The 22,045-nt window shown below is 54.4% G+C and carries 10 protein-coding genes and 2 pseudogenes; 2 read left to right on the top strand and 10 right to left on the bottom strand.

From position 1 onward, the window contains the following. Positions 1-19: 19 nt before the first annotated feature. From KHU33_RS15725 to KHU33_RS15750, 6 genes are all read right to left on the bottom strand, one after another. The gene (locus tag KHU33_RS15725) at positions 20-469 is read right to left on the bottom strand and encodes a hypothetical protein (protein ID WP_211464581.1); all 450 of its coding nucleotides are present in this window, start codon (positions 467-469) and stop codon (positions 20-22) included. Then, positions 466-10,914: a hemagglutinin repeat-containing protein gene (locus KHU33_RS15730; protein WP_211464584.1), complete on the bottom strand. Its 10,449-nt coding sequence runs from the start codon at positions 10,912-10,914 to the stop codon at positions 466-468. The genes KHU33_RS15725 and KHU33_RS15730 overlap by 4 nt, the downstream gene beginning before the upstream one ends. A gap of 93 nt (positions 10,915-11,007) precedes the next feature. Continuing rightward, the gene (locus KHU33_RS15735; RefSeq protein ID WP_211464592.1) at positions 11,008-11,985 is read right to left on the bottom strand and encodes a hypothetical protein; all 978 of its coding nucleotides are present in this window, start codon (positions 11,983-11,985) and stop codon (positions 11,008-11,010) included. A gap of 22 nt (positions 11,986-12,007) precedes the next feature. After that, entirely contained in the window at positions 12,008-13,762 is a 1,755-nt protein-coding gene (locus KHU33_RS15740) for a ShlB/FhaC/HecB family hemolysin secretion/activation protein (RefSeq protein WP_230414301.1), read from the bottom strand. 247 nt (positions 13,763-14,009) lie between these two features. Beyond that, positions 14,010-14,813, bottom strand: a complete 804-nt coding sequence (locus KHU33_RS15745) for a helix-turn-helix transcriptional regulator (protein WP_211464596.1) — start codon at positions 14,811-14,813, stop codon at positions 14,010-14,012. A gap of 361 nt (positions 14,814-15,174) precedes the next feature. Beyond that, complete coding sequence (locus KHU33_RS15750) at positions 15,175-15,675, bottom strand: DUF746 domain-containing protein (protein ID WP_211464598.1); 501 nt, start codon at positions 15,673-15,675, stop codon at positions 15,175-15,177. A gap of 748 nt (positions 15,676-16,423) precedes the next feature. Between KHU33_RS15750 and KHU33_RS15755 the strand changes: the two genes are divergently transcribed. Further along, a complete protein-coding gene (locus KHU33_RS15755; RefSeq protein WP_230414302.1) occupies positions 16,424-16,771 on the top strand; it encodes a DUF3761 domain-containing protein in 348 nt (115 codons plus the stop codon). Positions 16,772-17,054: 283 nt separating this feature from the next. Then, the gene (locus KHU33_RS15760) at positions 17,055-19,418 is read left to right on the top strand and encodes an endo-beta-N-acetylglucosaminidase (protein ID WP_211464600.1); all 2,364 of its coding nucleotides are present in this window, start codon (positions 17,055-17,057) and stop codon (positions 19,416-19,418) included. Positions 19,419-19,503: 85 nt separating this feature from the next. Here KHU33_RS15760 and tnpB read toward each other — a convergent pair whose 3' ends face one another. The 4 genes and pseudogenes from tnpB to KHU33_RS15780 form a co-directional block, all read right to left on the bottom strand. Then, positions 19,504-19,674, bottom strand: a complete 171-nt coding sequence (gene tnpB, locus KHU33_RS15765; RefSeq protein WP_211464601.1) for an IS66 family insertion sequence element accessory protein TnpB — start codon at positions 19,672-19,674, stop codon at positions 19,504-19,506. Positions 19,675-20,347: 673 nt separating this feature from the next. Then, positions 20,348-20,461, bottom strand: a pseudogene (locus tag KHU33_RS15770) (ATP-binding protein); the annotation flags it as partial. Next, positions 20,449-20,829: pseudogene (locus KHU33_RS15775) on the bottom strand (helix-turn-helix domain-containing protein); the annotation flags it as partial. The pseudogenes KHU33_RS15770 and KHU33_RS15775, both read right to left, overlap by 13 nt. A gap of 242 nt (positions 20,830-21,071) precedes the next feature. Continuing rightward, positions 21,072-21,932 carry a YfjI family protein gene (locus KHU33_RS15780; RefSeq protein ID WP_211464604.1) on the bottom strand — a complete coding sequence of 287 codons (861 nt, stop codon included), beginning with the start codon at positions 21,930-21,932 and terminating at the stop codon, positions 21,072-21,074. Positions 21,933-22,045: the final 113 nt, after the last annotated feature.

The following is a 22,045-nucleotide window of genomic DNA, read 5'->3' on the forward strand; positions in this document are numbered from 1 at the left end:
AAAAATTTTTCGACGGCGATCACCGAACCGGATGCCAACGAGTGAATTCGTTTGTTGCAACATCGTATGCGTACCAGCGTTCGATATTTCTATCATCACAAACTAAAAAACCTAACTGATCATTTTCATGGCTTAGCGCCGTAAACTGTCCGTATGGGCTCGTTAATCTAATTCTCTCGGTGCCATCAGGATTAAAAATGACGGCATTATTATTACGACTGTAATCATCGTCAATTTCGACAAAAACCACCCCAGAATGATCAGAAAGCATGTCCGCATCGATTGTTTGTCGCCGCGCCTGTTCTGGAAAACCTTGAAATTTCGTTACCCACTGGCCATTGCATTGCCATCTACACCCTATCGATAAAGCTCCATATTTTCTACCACCATATGGGTCTTCATGCTTAAAGGGATTATTCACGGCATCATAAGTTGTACTTAGTAAAATCAATTGAAAATTAGTAATCATTCTATTAGCTTTCTTGTTCCTGGAATGGGAGTCAAATATGTACCGCGGTCTTTAGACGGCACTAAAAATTCAATTTGCGTCTCTCCACCATTATAAGTAATACCTTTGAATGTCTGATCCCCCACAACACCGACACGTGTTGGCAGCGGTTTCACTACTTCCACTTCCATTTCATATAAACCAGAGCCGCCATTTGGCAAAGGTATATCCGGTTTAAATTCCGGCGTAATCGCATAATTGGTCCTAGCCTCAAGAGAACTATTGATGGGTTTTGGAGATGCCCAACCTGCAATATTTCCATCTTTATCAACGATCATGTACATACGCTGCCCTACCTCATATGTCATGTCCGTTACGACCGTGCCCGTTTTATAAGGAGATACATTATTGAATTCAGCATGCATCAAATTAACGTCACTCGCATTTTGAGTACGCCCATCTTGAAACGCTAAACGATTCGATAGTGGTTGCCCCACCATTTCACCGTCTACTCCTGCATTAGTAATTTCTTTCGCATACGCATTAGCCGCAATCTCCTCAGCCGCAGCCGCCGGTTTTACAACTGGCATCCGCCCAGCAATATTTCCTGTGGCAAATGTCAGTGCTCCCACCGCCAAACCAGGCAAAGCATTTTTTAATGCACTGCTTTGACGCAACGTTTCCCGCTGATTATAAGTCGCCAGTTCCTGTGACGTTGGATGGTCAGGCAAGAGATTATCGCCCATGACGGTCCAGTAATAATCTCGATACGCACTGTTGTTACGATACTGAGAGTAAACGCTAGAATTGTTGAAGTCGTTGCCCTTCGCTACAAACAAAGTTTGCTTCACACCAAATTCATCGGTAAAAGTACCTTTTGCATTTGCACTGATGTACTGCTTGGCATCGTTATACAGGTCTCGCAACTCAGAACCCGATAAGCCTAAAGTCTTGGCGTATAAATCCTGATTGGTTTTGTCGACATCGCCTTCCCCTGCCATCGTCAATAAGCGCATTGCCTCCAGTTGCGACACTGGACGATGGTATTTTTCCGAAAGCACGTCTGCAAAATTTTGACTGCTATCCGCAGTCCATTTAATTTCCTGTGGATGCAACTGCCGATTGTTTCGATCCGCAATCAACGCAGTATTTGCGCCAGTCGCAGCGCTCTGCGTGCTGCCACCAGCCAGCGCCCCCGACGCGGCACCGACCAATGTCGCTCCCAGATTCATCATCTCGTTGTAGGCTTTCAATGCATCCGGATTTCTTGGATCGTTGGAGTAACCATGATTGAGCAGATAATCACTCAGAATCGGTGCCATCGCCTCAGCGCTCATCCCTGCCGCGATACCTGCGGCAGCATTACCTCCCCCGATCTTTGCTTCGATCAACCCAACGATTCCATGCAGCGCCATCTTACCTAGGGAACCCTCTTTCAAATTATTGGATTGTGCGATATCGCCCACCACATTGGCCAACACCGAACCAACCAATCCGGCGGCACGCTGATTCTCCTGCGCCTGCTGTTGCCGTGCTTGCAGATCCTGTGCCTGCTGTAAAGTCAGGGTATTGGCCAGTGATGTGTTGGCGGTGGCTGCATCACGGCTGGTCAGGGTCGTTACATTTGCCTTGCTTTGCGCATCTTTCCCAGCGTCGCCGCTGCCGGTAATCGTGATATTGGCAGGACTGATCACGCTCTTGGTATCGCTGGTCTGGTCGCCGCTCTTCGGCATGCCGATGCTGCCGTTCAAATTACCCAGCACATTAGCCATCACGTTGCCGGCGACGCCACTAGATGAATCGCTGAAGCTGACACTCTCTGACTTGGTGTGTTGCGTGTTGGTCAGGTCGCTATAGGTCAAGCTGGCCGTTTGCAGGCTGTTTTTGTCCGGCGTAGCTGTGCTGGTGATCGCCGCACCTTTCAGATCGGTGTTGCCCTTCACCTTGATATCAAAACCATCGCTGCCAGCAACGATGCCACTTTGGCCGACCGCGCTTTGGTAGTTGTGATCGACCGCTTGTTTGGCATAGTTGACGCTGTAGTCAACCATCGAGCCAACGCAGATCGGAGGAATGCAGATACTCAAACTGAGGCCGCCGCTTTCCTGCTTGCTGTCGAAGTTGCTGGTGTTTTGCAAGGTCCAGATGTTGAGATTGCCGCCAATATCAGCCTTGACCTTGTTGCCGGCCAGTTGCGCACCCTTCATGTTGAGGTCACCACCACTCTTGATGCTCAGTTGATTCGTGGCGCTGATCTGCGTGTTGTCATAGGTGGTCTCGGTGCCATTGGCATGGCCCTTGGACGTCGATGCACCAATCTGGAAACTCAATCCGGTTTGCTGGCCGTTGGAGCCAAGTGTGGCGCCGATGCCGGCACTGCTGCCGCTGTTGGAGGATTGCAGATCGGCGCTGCTCTTGGCGGCCGTCAGATTGATATTCTTGGCCGCATCGAGACTGATATCTTGCGCTTGCAGCTTGGCACCTTCCATGTTGATATCGCCTTCCCGTGCGGTGATATCAATGCTGCCAGCTTGCGCAGTCGTGCCGCGTGCCTGGGTTGCACTATTCTTGCTGTCCTGCTTGCTTTGGCTGGTGCCAAGGTTGACGCTGATGCCGAAGCCGGCGCCGGCACCCGCATTGGCGGGATTATCCTTTCCGACCAGACCATCCTGCGTTGCGCCGACGCTATTTTGAACCGCATTTCCCACACCGGGAAGCGCGCCCGCGAGCTTGTAGGCGTCATAGCCGGCTTTCAAAGCCAACGCACCTTTCAGGCGATCATTGCTGGTGTGCTGGCTCTCGGTGGCCATATCCCCTATGCTGGTGAGCGCGCCACCAATAGCGCCGGTCAAACTGCTGCCCAAGGTCACGCTATGGGTCTCGGCATGGAATTGGCTGTTGCTGCTGTCCTGGATAGCCTGCAAATCGACTGCATTGCCGCCGATGCTCATCTGTTTTTTAGCCAGCAGTTCGGCGCCCTGGGTAGTGACATTGCCTTGACCAGTCCCCTTGTATTGGCTGTCCAGCCCGGCTTGCATATCCAGATTGCCGCCATTGGCCGAAATCAGGCTGGTGCTTTGCACGACACCGTTGCCACTGCCGTTTTGTTCAGCGCTAGTTTGACTGTAATTCGTGAAGCGGAAATTGGCGCCGCCCATGATACCAATGCTGGTGCCGCTGCTGTGGCTATCGTTCTGCGAGGTTTGCGTATTGGCCGCAGCCAGGACATTGATATCGCGTCCGGCGTAGATGCCGACATCTTTATCAGCGGTCACGGCGCTAGCGGTAATGGTGGTGTCGCGCCCACTACTGGTGTGAACATTAGCGCCGCTGATGTCGCTGCCGATCTGGTTGACGCTCGTACCGTTCTGGTGCTGATCCTGCGCACTATGGCCGAAGCTGACGCCAGTCAAGACACTACCCGAGAAACCGGATTTCTTTTCTTCGGCGGAGAAACTTTGCTGGCTGGTTTGCTGCGCACTGACTATGTTGAGATCACGCCCGGCATTGATATTCAAATCGCTCTTGGCGATCACCTGGCTACCCTGCACGCTGGTGTCGCGGCCAGACTGGATGGCAATGCCGTCGCCGGTAAAACTGCTGCCGATGGCGTCCGTGTTGTGCAGATTTTGTTGCGAACGGCTGCTTGATGACGACATCATGCCGTGCGACGTGGTGTAAATCGCCCGGTCGGCGGTGGTTTCCTGCTGCGCCGTCCCAATATTCACGTCGCGCCCGGCAATGACTGCCAGTTGACCACCGGCATTGGCGGTGGCTGCGGAAGCATTCAGGTCTTGACCGGCAATCAAGGCCAAATTGCCGCCGGCATTGATGGCAGTGCCATTGACTTTGGTCTGATTGAGGTAGAGGTGGTTATCGCTGTTGTAAGTGACGTTATAGCTGCTTTGTGTATTCACTGCCTTCAGATTCAGGTCACGGCCTGCCGATAACGTCGCGTCGCCGGTGGTATTGACGGCGGCTGCGACCAGATTGAGGTCGCGGCCCGCGTGGATCGACAGTTGATCGGCGTTGACGCTGGCCACCCGGCCCAGCACCGTATTCGTACCCTGCACGCTGGTGGCCGAGATCGCCTCGGTGCCCATCGTCACATCGCGTCCGGCCAGCACACCGACACGGTGGCCGGAAATACTGCCGCCATTGTTCAGGACGTCATTCTGCGCCACCAGAATCGTTGTGCCGTCTTTGCCCGTGCTGCGAATGTTACCGGTATTGGCAATATCGGTTGCCTGAATAATCATGTTGTTGGAGGCTTGCAGCGTGCCGCCATTTTTCAACGTGCCATTGATGGTCAGGTCGATGTCTTTACCCGAGATCAACGCGCCGGTCGGAGAAAGGTCGCCGGCATCGGCACGCGTCAGATACACCACCGGCGCAAGCACCTGGGTATGACTGCCATCCGGCAAGGTAACGTCCTGATTCACCATCCAGACGATGTCGGAAGTCAGCGAGGCCATCTGTGCGTCGGTCAGCGCGATGCCAGGCGTCAGCTGGAACTGCTTGGCGCTGGCCACGCCGGATTCCATCAGGGCTTTGTATTCCTCTTCGTTACTGGCGTAGTCGCCCAGGAAGCGCCTGCCGGTCAACTGAGCAACCTGGTCAGTGACTAATTTTTGTTCATAGAAGCCGTCGCCCAGGCGTTTTTCGGTGACCGCCGGATTCAAGCCAAGCAAGCCCAGCATGTAGTTGCTGGAAATGAAATTGCCGTAATTCGTAAACTTCGGATCGGTTTGGATCAGGTACGGCTGGTTCGGTTGCGTGAGTACCGTAAACAACTGATTGTTCGGTAAGACCAGATTCGGCAATGGCACCGTCGGCGTGCCGAGGGTCTGGTGACTGCCGGTCGTGGTAGTGACCTTGCCTGCGCTGCCGCTGGCATTGGAGACGGTTTGCTGATTGCCTGCAGTGCCGGTATTGCTGCCGCCGCTGCCTGTCACCGCGCCGACTGTATTGGCAATGGCCGCACCAACCGTCAGACTTGGCTGATTGGCTCCCAACATGAGACCGCCCACAGTCGGCACGGCATTGCCACCGACACCGTTACCGACAGCCTGGTTCGGGCCTGTCGCCGGCTGGGTGTTCTGCTGGACAGTCCAGACCTGCAAGGCCAGCGGGGTTGACGGCAAGTTGACATCGTAGGCAGCGCCGTTGTTCACGTAGGTATAGTGATTTTGATGGGGATGACCCTCGACCCAGTGATAATAATTTTCGCCTGCGGTCATGTGATTGACCGTGTCGGTGGTCCCAATCGCGCCAATATTATTGATGGAGCCGGTCGTGCCGCCCAGGGTGCCGCCGGCAATGATCGTGCTCTTGTCGTTGGTCACATTGCCCGACAAGGTCATATTGCCCGCCGAACTGATCTTGCCGGGATCGCTGCTGGTGACGACCGTGTTTGAAACGGTTTGGGTATAGTCTTTTTTAGAGAATTTCTCGTAACGCTGACCCATCGGATCAATCAGCACAATGCCACCGTCACCGCTATCACCCCAGGTCAGCTGATTCGGGTTATACCAGATGGTGGGGTCGTACCACGGGTTGTATTGGGTCACGTGCGCAGTTTGCGTCGGATCGACCTGCTGGGCGGTCGTAAAATGATTATTCAGGTTCGTCAGCGACGCCGTCTGCAGGAATAATGCGCCGCCGGCATCGATGGTCGCAGAACTGTTCAGAATGCTGGCGGCACTACCGGTCACATTGTTGTTCGCATCAAGCGCGCCGCCCAGGGCCATGTCGCCCAGGCTCTGGATGAGCGCATGTTCGCGGTTGACGATCTGCTGCGCGCCGATCTGCAGCGTGTTGCGCGAAGCGATCACGCCGGCCTGATTGGTGGTCGTATCGACATCGTTGGTCAGGGTCTGCGCGCCCAGGGCGATATCGTTGCCATAGATCCGGCCGGTGTTGGTAATGACATTGCTCGAATGGATAACAGTCGCGCCATTGCCGGCATTGATCAAGCCGCTGCTCTGATTGTCGACATTGGCGGCATTCAAGGTCAAGTTGCGCACCGCCTCCAGATTGCCGGTATTGGTCAAGTTGCCGGTAATCGACAAGGTCAAATCGCGGTTGGCGGCCAGCACGTTGCTCATCGCCGTATTGGCATAATCGCCCTGTAAACTGATTGCTGAATCCTGCCCGGCCACCACTTTGCCGCTGCCGGCCAAGGTAGGTGCCGTCAACGTCAGGTTATGATCGCTGGCAATCGTGCCGGCGTTATTGTCCAGGCTGCCGCTGGTCGTCAACGCAATGTCGCCGCCGGCACCGGCGGTGGTGGCGATCAGGCCGAAGATATTAGAAAGGCTGGCGACGTTGACATTGATGTTGCCCGCCGCGCTGACCACACCGCCGATATTCGTCAGCGCCGCGCCGGGTTGATTCAATTGCAGGTTTTTACCGGCATACAGCTTGCCGGCGTTATTGTTGACCGTCCCGCCTGTGTTCAAGGTCAGATTGCCGGCAGCAATGACCTGGCCGCTGCTGCTGTTGTCGAGGTTGCTGCTGGTCAGCGCCACGTCGCCATTGCCGCCGATGGTGCCGAGGTTGGCGGTATTGGCCGCGTTGGTGTTGGTGATCTGGCTGCCGCCATTGATCTGGGTGAGACCGGTACCGCTGTTGGCAATCCGACCTGCGGTATTGTCCAGGCTGCTGCCCGACACCGTCATGGTCGCTGTACTGCCATTCGCTTCGATACGGCCATTGCTATTGACGACCGCGCCGCTGGCGATGGCGCTCAGGTTCGATCCGCTCTGGATGACACCATTGGTATTCGTTAATTGACCGTTGGATTGCAGCGTCAGCGTGTCCTTGGCGTACACCGTGCCGCCGCTGTTGTCGAACGGGCCGGCGTTGACATCGACTGCGCCAGCGCTGCCGATGAAACCGCCGATGCCGTTGGCGACACCATTGCTGATGCCCTGTGCGGCGGTAATCGACAAGGGCGCACCGCCGAGACTCTGTACCGTTCCCGCTGCGTTGGAGAGGCTATTCGCATTGATTGTAAGGCCCGTTTGCATGCCTTCGATCTTGCCCGCTGTATTGTTGACGGCGCCTGCCGCACTGACTGTCAGCTGGCTGCCGCCTAGATAGCCGCCCGCGCTATTGTCGATATCCCCTTGGCTGGCCACGATAATCGTGGCCTTCTCGCCAAATATGCTGCCGCCCTGGTTCGCAATACTGAGCGCGCTGACGTTGGTTGCACCGTTGCCGCCGATGCTGCCCTGCCGGTTCTGCAAGACGCCACTGCCGGCGGCGACCGTCAATGTGCCTGTGCCGGCCAGCGCAATAGTACCGCCGGCGTTATTCAGTGTCTGCGGCGTCAGCGTCAGATCCGCGCTATTGGTTTGTATGACGCCACCGGCGCTGTTGTCGAGCGCGCCGGCGACAGCGATGACGTTTGTGCCTGTGCCGAATTGGGCGATCTGGCCCGCTTGATTCGTCAGGTTCGTGCTGTGAATCATCAGCTGGTCGGCGGTAATTTTGCCGTGCGAGTTGTCCAATTGAGGAATCGTCAGCGCGACAGCGCTCGTATCGATCACACCGGCGTTGTTGACCAGTGTTCCCGCGTTGGCTTGCAGTGCATGACCAGCAGCGAGGCGACCGCCGCTGTTGTCCAAAGTGCCGCCGACCGTCGTCGTCAGATTGTTGCTGGCGGTGATGCTGCCAGCGTTCGTCGCATTCGTCGCACTGACGGCGACGTTGCCGTTACCGCCGATCACACCGGTAGCGCCATTGGTCAACTGGGCAGTGCTGGTCAATGTGAGTCCACTTGCGTCGAGCGAGACAATATGACCGCCGGTATTGTCGACGCTGCCAGCACTGACCTGCAATGCCTTCGCCGCCTGCACAGTGCCTTGCGCATTGTTCAACGCACCGGCGACGGCCAACGTTTCACCGGCATAGGCTGTCAATTGCCCGCCCTGGTTATTGACGCTACCAGCCGTCAACGCCAACTGGCCGCTGGTGGCGATACTGCCGTTTTGATTCTGCACCGCACCGCTGCCGGTATTAACCGTCAGGGTGCCCGCACCCGCATGCGCGATGGATCCGCCAGAATTGTTCAGCGTCTGCGGCGTCAGCGTCAGGTCGGTGCTGTTGGTTTGAATCAGGCCGCCCACGCTGTTGTCCAGCGTGCCGGCGACGTCGATCACGTTGGCGCCGGTACCGAACTGCGACAACTGTCCCGCTTGATTGGTCAGGTTCGTGCTGTGGATCGTCAGCTGGTCCGCGCTGACTTTGCCGTGAGAATTGTTTAACTGGGTAATCGTTAGCGCGACAGTGGCCGCATCGATAGCACCGCTGTTATTCGTTAGTGCGCCGGCATTGGCTCGTAGCGTTTGTCCTGCAGCAAGATGGCCGCCGCTGTTGTCCAACACGCCGTTGACGCTGGCGATGAGATTGTTGCTGGCCGTGATCTGGCCGTTGTTGGTCGCGTTCGCAGCAGTGAGCGATACGCTGCCGTTCCCGCCGATGACGCCGCCAGCAGCACCGCCTGTCGTCGTGCCTGCCGCATTGGTGAGTTGGCCCGTGGTGGACAGTGTCAAACCGCTGGCGTCGAGCGAGGTGATGCGACCGCCGCTGTTGTCGATGGCGCTCGCCTGCACCGTCATGCCCAACCCCGATTGCAGCACGCCCTGATTATTCGACACAGCGCCGGTCACCGCGATGTTCTCGGCGCCTGCTGCGATCAACTGGCCGCGCTGGTTATTCACGCTGGCGGCAGTGACGGCCAATTGCCCGCCAGTCGCTACATTACCGGCCACGTTGCTCATGGCGCCGCTGTTCACGGTCAAGGTGCCGGTTCCGGTGTGGCTCAGTTGGCCCGCATCGTTGGAAAGGCTGCCCGCTTGCAGAGTGACGTTTTGTGCGGCGGTGGTGATGACACCCGCGCTGTTGTCCAACAGGCCGCTTGTGATGATGCTCGTGGCGCCGCTACCCGACTGATTCAAGGTGCCGCCGTGATTCGAGAGGCTGGTGGATTGGGAAGTCAGTTGCGAGGCATTGATGATGCCCTGATCGTTGATCACGGCGCCGTTGGCGCTCAGCGCTGCCGCCCCTGCCGATTGGATATTGCCACCGGTGTGGTTGATGTCGCCGGCGCGCGCCGTCAGTGTCGTACTGCCAGCGGCGTTGGTGTGCGCATGCGAAATATCCAAACTCGCGCCATTCATCGCCACATTCGCGCCGGCCACATTCTGGCCGGTTGCCGACAAGCTGCCAGCAGCCACCAGGTTGAGATTGCCAGATTGTGTGGCCTGGCTGTTGGCGTCGATACCGGCACCGAGGACGCCGGTCGAGGCGATGCTGCCCGCGAACAACGTCAGGTCTGACTGACCAGCGATTGTCCCGGTGTTCGCAATTTGATTGTCGCTAGAAACCAAAACGGCTTGTTGGCCATATACCGTGCCGCTGTTGACGACGCCGTCATGGCTATGTATCGTCACTGAACCGGTTGCACTGGTGTGGCCGGCCAAGGTAATTTGGCCTTGGCTGTCCAGGTTCAGGTCACCGGCCTGCGAAGCAATGCCACCCAGGCTTCTCACTCCGACGCCATTTTCTGTGCCTACCAGGCGGATCTTGTTGGCATACATACCGCCAAGTGCGGCTACGTCGATGCTGATGGTCGGCTTGTTGTTGTCGCCTTGGATGGTCTGCACACCTAAATCAGCAAAATTGACCTGATTGGTTCCGGTGACAACGTTCAACTGGTTAGCCCACAACTGGCCGTTGACGGCGACAGATCTGGAAATCAAGTCCAACTGATCAGTATTGGCGGCGTTGAGGCCGTTGATTTGAATATCGCCACGCGTCACGCGGAAGGCCTGCAGGCTGCCATCGCCACCGAAGACCGGCACCCCTGTCGTCAGGACAGCGCGCGACGTGTTGATCCAGCCGCAGCCCGAGCAGGTGATGCCGTTTTCGTTACTAATAATGACTTGCGCCTTCTGTCCGGCCACTTCCAGATAGCCATTCAATTGACTGCGGCTGCCGCCCACCACCTCATTCAATATAACGTTGGCGCTGCCGCCCGATAAATTGGGGTTGCCTTGAACTTGACCCGCGAGTTGAGTCCCGGTCACCACCTGGGAATTGTTCAGGACCGCACCTTGGCTTCCGACCGAGAAGGTGCTGAATTGATTATGCGAAAGTCCCACAGAATTCGGCTGTGCAATCTGAATCAAGGGAATGCCACTCGCCGTAACGCCAACGGTCGGGCGCATGTTCGGCGCAGCCGTCGGGTTGGCGACAATCTGCGCCTGCACAATGGCGACGCCGCCAAACAAGGCGGCCACGGCGACCGCCAATTGCGCGAAGCGCATCAGCGGCGAATGGGTCACGGCGGATGAGCTACCCGATTGGCTGCCTTTACCCTGACTCGGAACATTTTCTGCAACCGCGACCAACATCCCACGATTTTTATTGAAGATGACGCGATACGCTTGCTTGTTCATGGTGAATCCAAAGTAGGGAAAGAAGTAATCTCAGATTCCATCGTCAACAACATCAGACGTTGACGAGGAACCAGGTATGGCTGAAATGCGGGGTTATTGTTTGCGCAGCGCCAAGGCAATGAATTGCGTCGCCGTATTGGAATTCAGATAACCGCCGAATTGGAAAATAGCGCCAAACTCTTCTGCATTAGGGCCAAAAAAACGCAACATGTTGCTGCCGCCCCCGAGTCCTAATCCACTCGTCAGCGCCGGACTGTCAAATGTGTGGCTCAATGCGTAATAACTGACGCCGGTATACGTCAACGTGCTGGCGAATTTACTTGGATCAACAACGGATGGTGTGCCGCTGCTCTCGACGAGGACTGGATTACCAGAAACGGCGATAGTGATTGTTTGGGCTGCATAATTCACCGTGGCGACGACATCTGAGGTGTACAGCGCGCGGCCACTACTTGTTACTCCCGGAGTGTTACTGGTTTCCATCGTGTATTGGAAAGCCGTGCCGGTATAAGTCGCTGTGCCCGTAGCCGGCCAAGTCACTGCTGTGAGATCGGTCGGATACCCTGCGAGGTCGAAACCCAGCACCGTTGGATCATCGATATTGCGCCAGGCGACGTTTTGCACCATCTTGGTGGCATTCGGCGCCAGTATCCTGATGTTCTTGTTGGCGGCGCCATTGCTGATCGAAAAGATGTGGCTCGCTACAACGCTGCCACCCGGTAACCCGGATGCGAAGGTGAAATTGATACTAGGTCCAGTATCCTGCGTGCCTGATGGCTGATGCGCGAAGGTGATATTGGCAGACGTATCTATCGTCGCCCCCAGGTCTACTCCTTCTGTCACCCCTTTGGTGCTGAAGTCGATTCCCATGCGTTTGAAGGGCAAAGTATTGACCGCAGGCGTAACCACCGGCGTTGTCACTGGCGCAGTGACGGCTGGCGAAGTGCTGCCGGCATTAGCTGTGCTGTTGTTATCTCCACCGCCACCACATGCGCTCAACGCTCCCAGACACACCAAACCAACGACGTTTGCTAACTGGAAGGCGATTTTCTTTTGATAGACCATTTGCATTTTTATTCTCTATTATTGGTGATTAATATTGATAGGCGAGACTGAAACCAACTGCTGGCGTCGCAGTCTTAAAGCTTTGTGGTTTGAGCAGTGACCAGCTGGAAAACACGTCGTAGGTCAACCCGGACAAGCCGCCGCGCAGACCGATTGCGGCGCCAGCCAGCTTATTGCCCAGCAAGCCGGCATTGCCCGGTCTATCGGCTGTCTGCGGCCAGCCGCGCACGCTGGGACCATAGACCTGTCCGTAGTCGAGGCCGACATAGGCCGACTGCCCGCTGTTGGCAATCGGCAGATTCAATTCATTGCGCAAATAAAATCCGCGTTCGGCGGCCAGAGTCAACTCGCCATCGAAGCCGCGCACCGTGTACCGGTTGCCGATGCTGAATTGATCGGCCAGGATCAGTTGCGAACGCGAGGCTTGACCGTGCAGCGTGCCGATATAGGTCACAGGCTGATCAGCGATCTTGAACGGCACGCTCAAGGTGGCGTCGATGGTCTGCAAGGTGTAGTGCAGGTTGTTGGTGGCAGGATTTTCTTGTCCGTTCAGATCTTTCAGATAGGTCTGACCGTTGAGCCAGTTGACGCCCCATCTGTTAGCGACAGACAGATCCAGTTGCGCGCTGCCGAAGTAGTGGGTGTGTACCCAAGCCAGCTCGGCGAACGTGGTATCACGGTTTTGTAACTGGATTTCGGTATCGTCCACATAGGCATGGCTCCAGCGCTTGCCGACCTTAAATTGCCAGCTGTTCTTTTGCATCTGGTCACGCTGGAACAGTTGCGAAATCTTCAGTTCCAGATTGCGCGACTTGCCATGCGAAATAAATGGCTGACTGGCTTGCGCCACTGCTTGGTGATAATCATACGTGCTGCCAGAGACCGCGAAGTTCCAGTATCCGAAAGGGATAGCGTAGTAAATATTGTTGCCGGTGGTACCGCGCTGGCCAGCCTTGCGGTCGGCATCGGTGCTGATGCCAATATTGAATAGATCGTTAAGCCCCAGGGGATTGTCGACCGCCAGATTCAAGCCAGCTTGCAACTTGCCGGTTCCCTTGGCACCGCTGTCGTCCAGCGTACCGGTCAGCTTCCACGGCTTGCTGCGTTTCACGGCAATCATCACGTCGCTTTCGCCTGGCGCGTCGCCAGGAACGATCTGCATATCCACATCCTGACTCGGCACGCGCTTCATTTGTTCCAGCCCCTGCTCCAGGTCGCGCAGGTTAAGCAAGTTTCCAGGCCCGGTCGGAAAAGCGGTTTTCCATGTGCCGTACAGAGTAGGATCACTAAAGCGGATCGCCCTGATCACGCCAGGCACCAGGACCAGTTTTAATGTACCGCTGGCGAGATCCTGCTCGGGAATCCCTAGGCGCGTGGTGCTATAGCCCTGGGCTAGAATTTGATTGGTCACCCGCTTGACGATCACATTCAGACCTTCTTTACCGACGCAGGCTCCTTCATACTGGCGAAGGTAATTGACTGCAAACCGGAAAGGATCGTGCGGTAAGTCACTGGCGCCCGCGGCGCGAATGGCTGGCGACAGTTGGGTCGGAACATCGAGGACAAACTGGCGAATCACAAAGCACGGCGATTCGGCCGGCAGCGCCAGGCTGTCCATGTCTTCCGCTGGCGCAGCGCCTTGCAAATTGACGTTCGGCGCCTGCAACTGGCGCTGGCGCTCCTGCGCTTCGGCCTGGCTGCGGCGACGCTGTTCTTCGCTGTCCGTTGTTTGTACCGTTTGAGCGCGACCGATTGGCAATACGGATGCCAACAGCAATGTCATGCACATACCCTTGGCAAGCGACAGACTCCCCTTGCGTTTAAAACGCTTCCCCATACATTACTGCCTTTATTATTGTTACTGACGTATTGAGATGCGTTGATTTCACGCTCTCATTTTTTTATATAAATTGAAGAGATGCGTCAAAATATCGCATCTTTGATTGACGGTATATAGAACTTTAGTTCCTTTTTGCACGCCATCGGCATGGTGCTAGCCACACCATTCCCTCGTCGGCAACGGGGGAGACTTAAAATATTTTGACCCCATATGCGGGTTGCACACGCGCTTCATGTTCGGCAAGACGACTCACCAGCTGCGTCCGATTTTCCATCCCCAGTTTTTGGAATATGCGCATCAGATGGTGCTTGACTGTCATTTCACTCAAGAAGATCGCCTCTGCAATTTCTCGATTTGTTTTGCCTTGAGCCACCCAGCGCAGAATCTCGCGTTCGCGTACGGATAGTGAAGATAGACGAGCTTCAAAGGCATTCACATTGTTCAGATTCTCAATCACGCGACACAGCACTTCGTGCATGATCGGGGCCAGTTGCTTCAACATGGCGATATGCGTTTCGCCTAAAACACCTGGAATGCGATGAAAGCTATGATAGGTGCCAATGCAGCGCTCAGTATCGTAGACGGCGTGTGCTGCAACGTTTTTCATCCCATGTCGTTGAAACTGCTCAAACCAATGTTGGGGTATGTCTGGCCAAGGCACATCACCGTCAAACAGTTGAGGCTCACGCGTCATCAGCCAGCGGCGCAAAATTGGCGTATCAAGGCCGCCAGCCTTATTACAAATATCTTTCAAATGCTCAATGGGGTAGTCGACAGCAATGATTCCATCAGTTCCGACCCCGCCGGCATGGATACGGCCGTATCCACAACCCAATGTTTCGTGAGGAAAAATAGGGCGAATTGCTTCACGCGTCCATTGTTTGAAGTCGTCAATGGTCTGGACTGAGACAGCATCGCGGATTAAGTTATCAAACAATACGTCCCTATTTTTGTCAACCCCCTCGGTCAATAGAGGTACTTGGGTCGCGGTCATATATTTTTTATCACTTTCTCATTTTCAAATCAGAAATGTGATCGCCAAGCGACATCTTGCAATGTCAGCCGCCCAGCCCGATACGGACGTACCCAGCCACAAACTAATCAACAGCGCGAGCGGCTTCCGGCGCTCAGCTCTGGTCACGATGACCTGGTGACTGTTCGTGATCTCCGCATGCTTCCCCATTGTTGCTTTCTTTGTAAATGTTGCAATTAAATTTGCTCGATTTTACAAAATAGCATTCTATTTATCTACAGAAACTCTTTGCAACATGTGTTGTTTTGCAATCTTTGACACATTTGTGGTTAATTGACATCACAAAGGCAAGTTTCACTCTCCAAACACAAGCAAAAACCGATTACGAATCGCTAGTCTCGGTATCAAGAGTTACCTTGCCAGGGTCGTGGAAGACCTCAAGGCGGACCGTCTCCCGCGCCAGACTTTCGGCATCGCTAATGCCAAATGCCGTGCCACAGGCTGGGCAGCACAATCTACGTTCGCCGGTGGGCATATATCCAACAAAATGTTTCTCACCATCGACGCCGCAGCGCGGGCAACGGATATGCGGACGTGCCTTGATCCCCAAGCGTACTTTCTTCTCCCATTTTCCAGTGGGATCGAGTTGCAACAGCCATATCCTGAATTTCTTTGCCCAGTTTTGGATGGCGTCGATACTGACTCCAAGGCGTCGCGCCGCTTCTTTGTACGGAATTTGCTGGGATAGCAGTCGAATAAACAGGGGAAGTTTTGCCGCACGCAATCGGAACAACGGCGTACCGGCCACGCGATTGAAACTCTGCTTGCATGTCCGGCAGGCAAAGCGCGGTAATGGATGGCATCCATGTGGCTTTTGCTGCAAGATCGTACGCCGCGACTGACAATACGGGCAAGATGGTGGGTGCAGACTTTTGGAGTACACCTGGGCTAATTCCCGTTCCAGATAAGCCGTCAACGCCTTATCTTCGGTATCGGCAAACGCGCTCCTCGCTCTTTGAACATGCGGCTGATCAATCAGAAATTGGCGTCCTGTCGACGTTGTTCATGCGATTCTGACGGGACTGGAAGAGCACCGCTTCTGGCAGTGATCTTCTTGAGCGCTTCTGGACGGCGTATCGCGGCAGGAATGCCGAGTGACTGTCGACGCAAGCGAACCTGTCCATGGCTGAGGCCCATTTTTTTTTGCAATCGCCGCATCTGTAGTCCTGCCCAGCAGAGCGTCGGCCTTAGCAGTCCAAACAAACGGGGGACGAATACGCCGCGGAGTCGATGCAAGACGTTTTTTAGGACGAGAGGTGACCATAATGTTGACGAATAGAATCAGACAGTGATACAGCAAGACAGTCTATTGCAAAAAACGTGTCCCGCATTACTGCTGTTTAATTTCAATGCCACAATGCCTCGCGCATTATCTAAGAAACATCAGAGTCTTTGATACCGGCTCTTCACCTACAAATTTCACAGAATTTCATGTCGGTTACAGATGACTTTGTAAAAAGCAAGCTATCAAAGTTGACAGCTTGAAGCGCTGCATTGATTTGGATACTGTTGCCAGCTAGCACATCTTTTTTCTAAAAAGACCGCCAATCCGACCTGCCAGAAGAATCCGCATGAAATCAATCACCATGGCAGGCATAAAGCGAACTTGGGCCGGAGTGTCCAGGGGCTTACTTGTCGGAATATTTCTCGCCACAGCTGCGCTAGGTGTTCACGCGGATGACAAACAGGCCTCCGTTGAAGTTCGTACGCAGCAAGTCCAGCCGAACGAAGCCGATCTTCAGACGCACAAGCACTATCTCAACAAAGACAAGCAGGAAGTGCATTCCCCATCGAAGAGTAAATCCGGCGAAGTCCCTGCAGGTGCGTCAGCCCGATGCCGGGACGGCTCCTACAGTTTTAGCACCCATCATCGTGGAACCTGCTCGCACCATGGCGGGGTCGGCACTTGGCTCCAATGACTTCAAAGGAAAATATGAAAAGTGTACTGATTGGGTTGCTATCTTTGGCAATGGCGTTTCCCGTCTATGCAAGAGGAAGCCTCAGTGGCGTCCATAGCGGTAACCATGCAAGTCGAGGCGGGCACTACTCTGGCGGACACGGGTCTTCGCACAAGGGCGGACATTACAAAAATCCGAAAACTGGAAACCATTATCAAAAGCGTTAATGTGAATTTTTGTTCGATCAACGTGGACATATAGCCCACTTCGTCGGTTTTATTGAATCGCTTCTTTGAGAAAAAACATGAGCTCCTTTTCGACCGCGCCACAATCCTTCTATCTCAGCAGTATCGACGCATTGCTGGCTTGGACGCCTGGCACGCAAGCCTTCGATAATTTCAACATCGCCCAGGTTCCGCTACGTCCAAGGCCGGCAATCTCGGGGGCGTTAGTCGAAGACTGTAGCGACTTCAAGGGAGGCTATGTCAGCCAAGGCGACCTCTTCCCTCAGGGCGTCGCTACGATCGACACCTACAATTTCACGTTCTGGGAGTACCTGGACAATTTCTGCTACTTCGCCCACCACAGGATCAATGTGCCCACAACCTGGTGGATCAACGCCGCACATCTGCACGGCGTGCCGGTGATTGGCACGATCGACTTCGAAGGCAGCAGCCTCTCCGACATGACGACGATGCTGGGCAATAGTACGCAATGCATCCAGCAATTGACGGCAATTGCTCAGCATTACGGGTTCGAAGGCTGGTTCTTCAATGTCGAAATCAACGGGATGGGTGCCGCGCAGGGGAGTCAGTTGATTTCATTTGTCCAGGATCTTCGCACCGCTCTGCGGGCGGTCAATCCGAACGCCCTCGTCGTCTGGTATGACTCGGTCTTGCCGAACGGGGAACTCTTCTACCAGAACTGCTTGAACAGTGAAAACAATGCCTTTTTTGGGCCGAGCAACGCAATCGTCAGCGACGGCTTTTTCCCCAATTATGGTTGGTTCGGAGATCCTGCCGGATATCTTCCGACATCGGTTCAGACGACCTCTGGGGACGATCGTTCGGCTACCGGAGTATTCACCGGCGTTGACGTTTATGGGCGTTCCGGCGGTTATCCCGGCAATACCAAGCCCGGCGACGATGCGATCTGGGCGGTCGGCCAATGTGTAAACTACAAAACCTCTACCGGTCTCTTTGCGCCAGGCTGGACGTTTGAAACCGCACAAGGCGCTTCGCCGCAGCCGCATCATCAGAATTTCGAGCAGTCAGATATCAGCTTCTGGATTGGAAGCGGATCCGGACATAATTCGGGATCAAGCCTCACTTCGAATTGCATTGCACAATACATTCCCGAGCGGATCGTCGGTGGTGCATTACCCTTCGCTACAAATTTCGACCGTGGATGCGGAGAGAATTTCGTCGTCAGAGGAAACCCGGCAAGTTCAGCCGCCTGGAGCAACCTCAGCTTGGAAGGAGCGCAGCCTACCTATCGCTACTGGGCCTTGCCGGGAAGCGCCACATCCTTTGGCATGAGCTTCGCCTATGGCGCCGGCTATGACGGCGGGGCTTGCCTCGTCGTCCAGGGGACGAATGCTCAGGCGACCGATATCGCATCCTATAGACTTTACGATATCGCAGCCCAAGTGGCCGAACCGACAAACATCCAGGTGGTCTTCAATCCGCTATCCCCTGCTTGTTATCCCCAGGTTCAGATCAGATTGGTGTTCTCGGACGGATCCTTCTACACAACCTCGTCTACGGCGGCGCCGCTCAACGGATGGCTGGCAGTCATGGAAACGATGACTGCGAACATCGGGAAAACGATCAGCGAGGTCGTGCTCGTTGTGGGACCAGCCAACAATGGACAGACGCCCGGCGCCAACTACGGCGTGACCATCGGGTTGATCTCCGTGGCGCAGGCAGATTTGGCACCACCGGCATCTGTTCAAGCATTGAGCGCGCAACCGGTCTATTCCGACCAGGCGACGATGGGCGCGCTCCTGACCTGGACCTATCCTGCCAGCGCAGCGCGCTTCTTCGACATATGGAGGACGGACGGCGCCTCGCCGCAATGGCTGATGCGGGTTTGCGCGAATACGGCATGGATTCCTAATCTCGGCGCCATCGGGACGAGTTTCGGTTGCAGCTTTGCCATTCAGCCCGTCGATTACAGCCTGAATGCGCAACCCCTATCGAGCGCAGCAACGACTTCCATGCAGGTCAATGCGATGTCCTTTAATGACGGCCCGACGATCACGTTGTTGGGCAATCCGCTCATTACCGGAATGAACGTGATGGCAGGAGAGATATTGAACGCGGTTCAAGTCACCAATGGCACCTATTCCTTGCCGCAGCATGGCGATACCAGTGGGTCGGCATTTTCCATCGAGGTGGCCAGCGGAGACGTCATTGTTTCGGTATCGGGCGCAACCGGCGTGTGGTATGGTTGGAACTGCGTCGCTCAACTCACGTTCAAGACGAAAAATGGTGTGACCTATGGCCCTTATGGATCAATGGGCGGGGTGACTTCTTCGACGCCTTTCAGTTTCAGCGCACCCTCCGGCCAGAGTCTTTTAGCGCTCTCCGGATCCTTGGTCAATGTGCCGCTTGCCGGTGGTTCGCGGGTGAATATCGTGCGGTCGTTGAGTCCGCTTTTTGGGTAAGTGTAACTCAGAAAAAATTCTACAAGACAACTACGCAACCATATTTATCACCAGAGAAGGCTCATGGGAGATGTTATCGGTGGTATCAGCCACGCTCAAGCCGTTTGGCCAGCAAGCATAGGCCGTCGCCGGTCCACCAGAGTAATTTGATGATATCGCCGCGCTTGCCACGGAACACGAATACGTGCCCGCTGTATGGATCTTCCTGCAAAGCCGTCTGGACTTTGGAAGCCAAGCCGTTGAAACCGGAGCGCATGTCAACTTCCAACAGGCCAGTTGTGCCGAAAGAGACCGACTATAAAATGCGAATCAATTCTCCGAAGACTGACGCAACCATTGATCGGGACTCCGTTGACACAATACAAGGGGCCTTGGACAAGAAACTGCCGGAAGTTTTTCAGCTCTGGATAGTGCGGAGATGGGCGGTAAAACCTGATTTATATTACCCAGTCAGGGGTATCGATAGTAAAAATGCGTCTATCCAAATGCGCCAATTGCGGCCAGCGATTCGCCCCATCAGCAACCTATTGCGGCGGGTGTAAGTCGAACGCACCTTTCAGCATTCCCGGTGCGAATAAAAGAGGAATGAAGATTTTTCACTACATCGTTATCGCCGTCGCCGCTGTTGCATTTTTCTGTGCCGTCGAGATTGGCGTACTACGTCCAGACCTTATCCAGAGCCTTTTCTAGTATCGTTTTCGATGCACCGTCAGCGCGGACAAGAAATAACTTCGATTGATCGTACATTACAAAAATACATGCACGAGAAACACGAAATCGGTGAGTATGTAGGAAGAATATTTGCACGTTTATATAGTCAGTAACACTAGGCTGAGATTCATTTTTGAATGCAGGTCTGTTGAATTGCACTGAATCCTGACCCGCATTTTGTATCGAATACTGACCCATTCCTAATTACGACTTCTGCGTCATATGGAGATTAATTGGGTCTTGCCCTCCTGTTCGGCTTTTCGTGTTGAACTGTTTTTAAAGCGATAACTGTCGTTTCCCGTTTCAATAATATGACAGTGATGGGTAAGCCTGTGCCTTTGCTTGCGAAATTGACCCTATCCTGTTGATCCACTCGCCACTGCCGCGCAAAGGCAGCAACCCGGTCGTACGATCCCTCAAAACCTAGCGCACATAGATCGGCATGGATCTGTTTCAAGCTGCGGCGTTGCTTCCGAGATTTGGTCGCTTCAGTTTTAAGCCAGGATGAAAGTTTGAAGGCGTACTGATCAAGAGCGCTGGGAGTGCGTCGATCCCGATAAGCAGGCTCTATGACCTCAGAGCGTAAATAACGTCTGACGGTGTTTCTGGAGATTCCCAAGCGCCTGGCGATCTCCCTCAAGGAGACCTGGTCACGAAGGTGCCAGCGTCGAATAATGCCTAATAATGCCACGTCGATCACTCCAATCTCCCACTCACTATATTGAGTAGGATTGTGGTCTATACGTGGGTCAATTTTCGATGCAAATTATCCAGCTAAGTGGGTCAGTTTTCGACGCAAATCAACACTTAGAAAGCTTTTCGATACTGCAACGGTCGGCCCCGGCAATTCAAACACCATCCAGACCACCGGGAAGTATTCAGTTACTTTTTGAAATAGCTTTTTTTACTGCTCCAGCGGCTCGCTGCGCGTCGAGGAACGCATTAGCGCGCCCTAACCGGAGCGCACTGAAGAATGTAATTGCGCTTAATATTTAGCAGCAAACCGATCCGCTTCACATATTGGGCGATCCAAATTTCAAGATTGTTCGCGTCCAGCTGCTCCTGAGGCATCTGTGACGGCGAAAACAGCCGGAGATATTCATTCGCAAACCATATCTGCACCGTTATCGCACGTTCCAGGGTGTCGAGGGAGATCTGACCTTCGTTACCGTCAAAATAATGAAAGAGTGCTGCCAGTCGCGCCACGTTATCTGCAAGCTTTGCCGCGTAGTCCTTTACGTTGAAAAATTCTCGCCCTGGACTTACTCCTGCTTCAATGTCGTTGTGTGCACCAATCCAACGACGTTGGGCTTGGGGAGTAAACGATAGGGTAATTTTTTCCACAGGCTCACCCTCCTGACCAACATTCGCATCTGCTAATTCACGGATTCGGGCCTGAAATACCGGAAGATGCTGCCACGAAGTGACCGGGTTGTAAATAAAGCGCGTTCCCTGTGTCGACGGCGGGCTGCAAAAATTGAATCGTGCAAAAAAGCCTTCCTCTCTGGCTTGCTCTCCTTTTCGGTCAAAATATCTGTGGAGTGCGCCAGGTTGCATCATCACCGAAATTGTGAGTCTTGGGTCCTCAACGATGAGACTTTTTTTCGCACGGTCGACCTGAATCGTAGCGCCGCCCCACAATCGGTTATGTAGGCTGAAGTCAGTCATCGCTTCACCGCTAAACATGCTGGCCCCTTCATCTGAAACAAGCCCTATTGAGTTGGAGTTTTCGCTTAAACAGGCCTTAAGCGCAGCCGGGGTTACGTCGTTATAAAGAAGTCTGACGAGCCTAATGCCGTTCAGTTAAGGTCTCTTTTCAGGACCCGGACGGAGTAACGTTGAGGTAGCGCTTTGACGACCCGGTCGTAATGTCGACCGGGTCGGTCTTCGTTCAGCAGGGCGACTAATCGTTGCCG

The sequence above is a fragment of the Collimonas silvisoli genome (genome assembly GCF_018305005.1).
Taxonomy (GTDB): Bacteria; Pseudomonadota; Gammaproteobacteria; order Burkholderiales; family Burkholderiaceae_D; genus Collimonas; species Collimonas silvisoli.

Excerpts from the sequence above, each read along its gene's own strand:
- KHU33_RS15725 (WP_211464581.1), bottom strand. The coding sequence starts at position 469 with ATGATTACTAATTTTCAATTGATTTTACTAAGTACAACTTATGATGCC.
- KHU33_RS15730 (WP_211464584.1), bottom strand. The coding sequence starts at position 10,914 with ATGAACAAGCAAGCGTATCGCGTCATCTTCAATAAAAATCGTGGGATG.
- KHU33_RS15735 (WP_211464592.1), bottom strand. The coding sequence starts at position 11,985 with ATGCAAATGGTCTATCAAAAGAAAATCGCCTTCCAGTTAGCAAACGTC.
- KHU33_RS15740 (WP_230414301.1), bottom strand. The coding sequence starts at position 13,762 with ATGACATTGCTGTTGGCATCCGTATTGCCAATCGGTCGCGCTCAAACG.
- KHU33_RS15745 (WP_211464596.1), bottom strand. The coding sequence starts at position 14,813 with ATGACCGCGACCCAAGTACCTCTATTGACCGAGGGGGTTGACAAAAAT.
- KHU33_RS15755 (WP_230414302.1), top strand. The coding sequence starts at position 16,424 with ATGAAATCAATCACCATGGCAGGCATAAAGCGAACTTGGGCCGGAGTG.
- KHU33_RS15760 (WP_211464600.1), top strand. The coding sequence starts at position 17,055 with ATGAGCTCCTTTTCGACCGCGCCACAATCCTTCTATCTCAGCAGTATC.
- tnpB (WP_211464601.1), bottom strand. The coding sequence starts at position 19,674 with ATGCGCTCCGGTTTCAACGGCTTGGCTTCCAAAGTCCAGACGGCTTTG.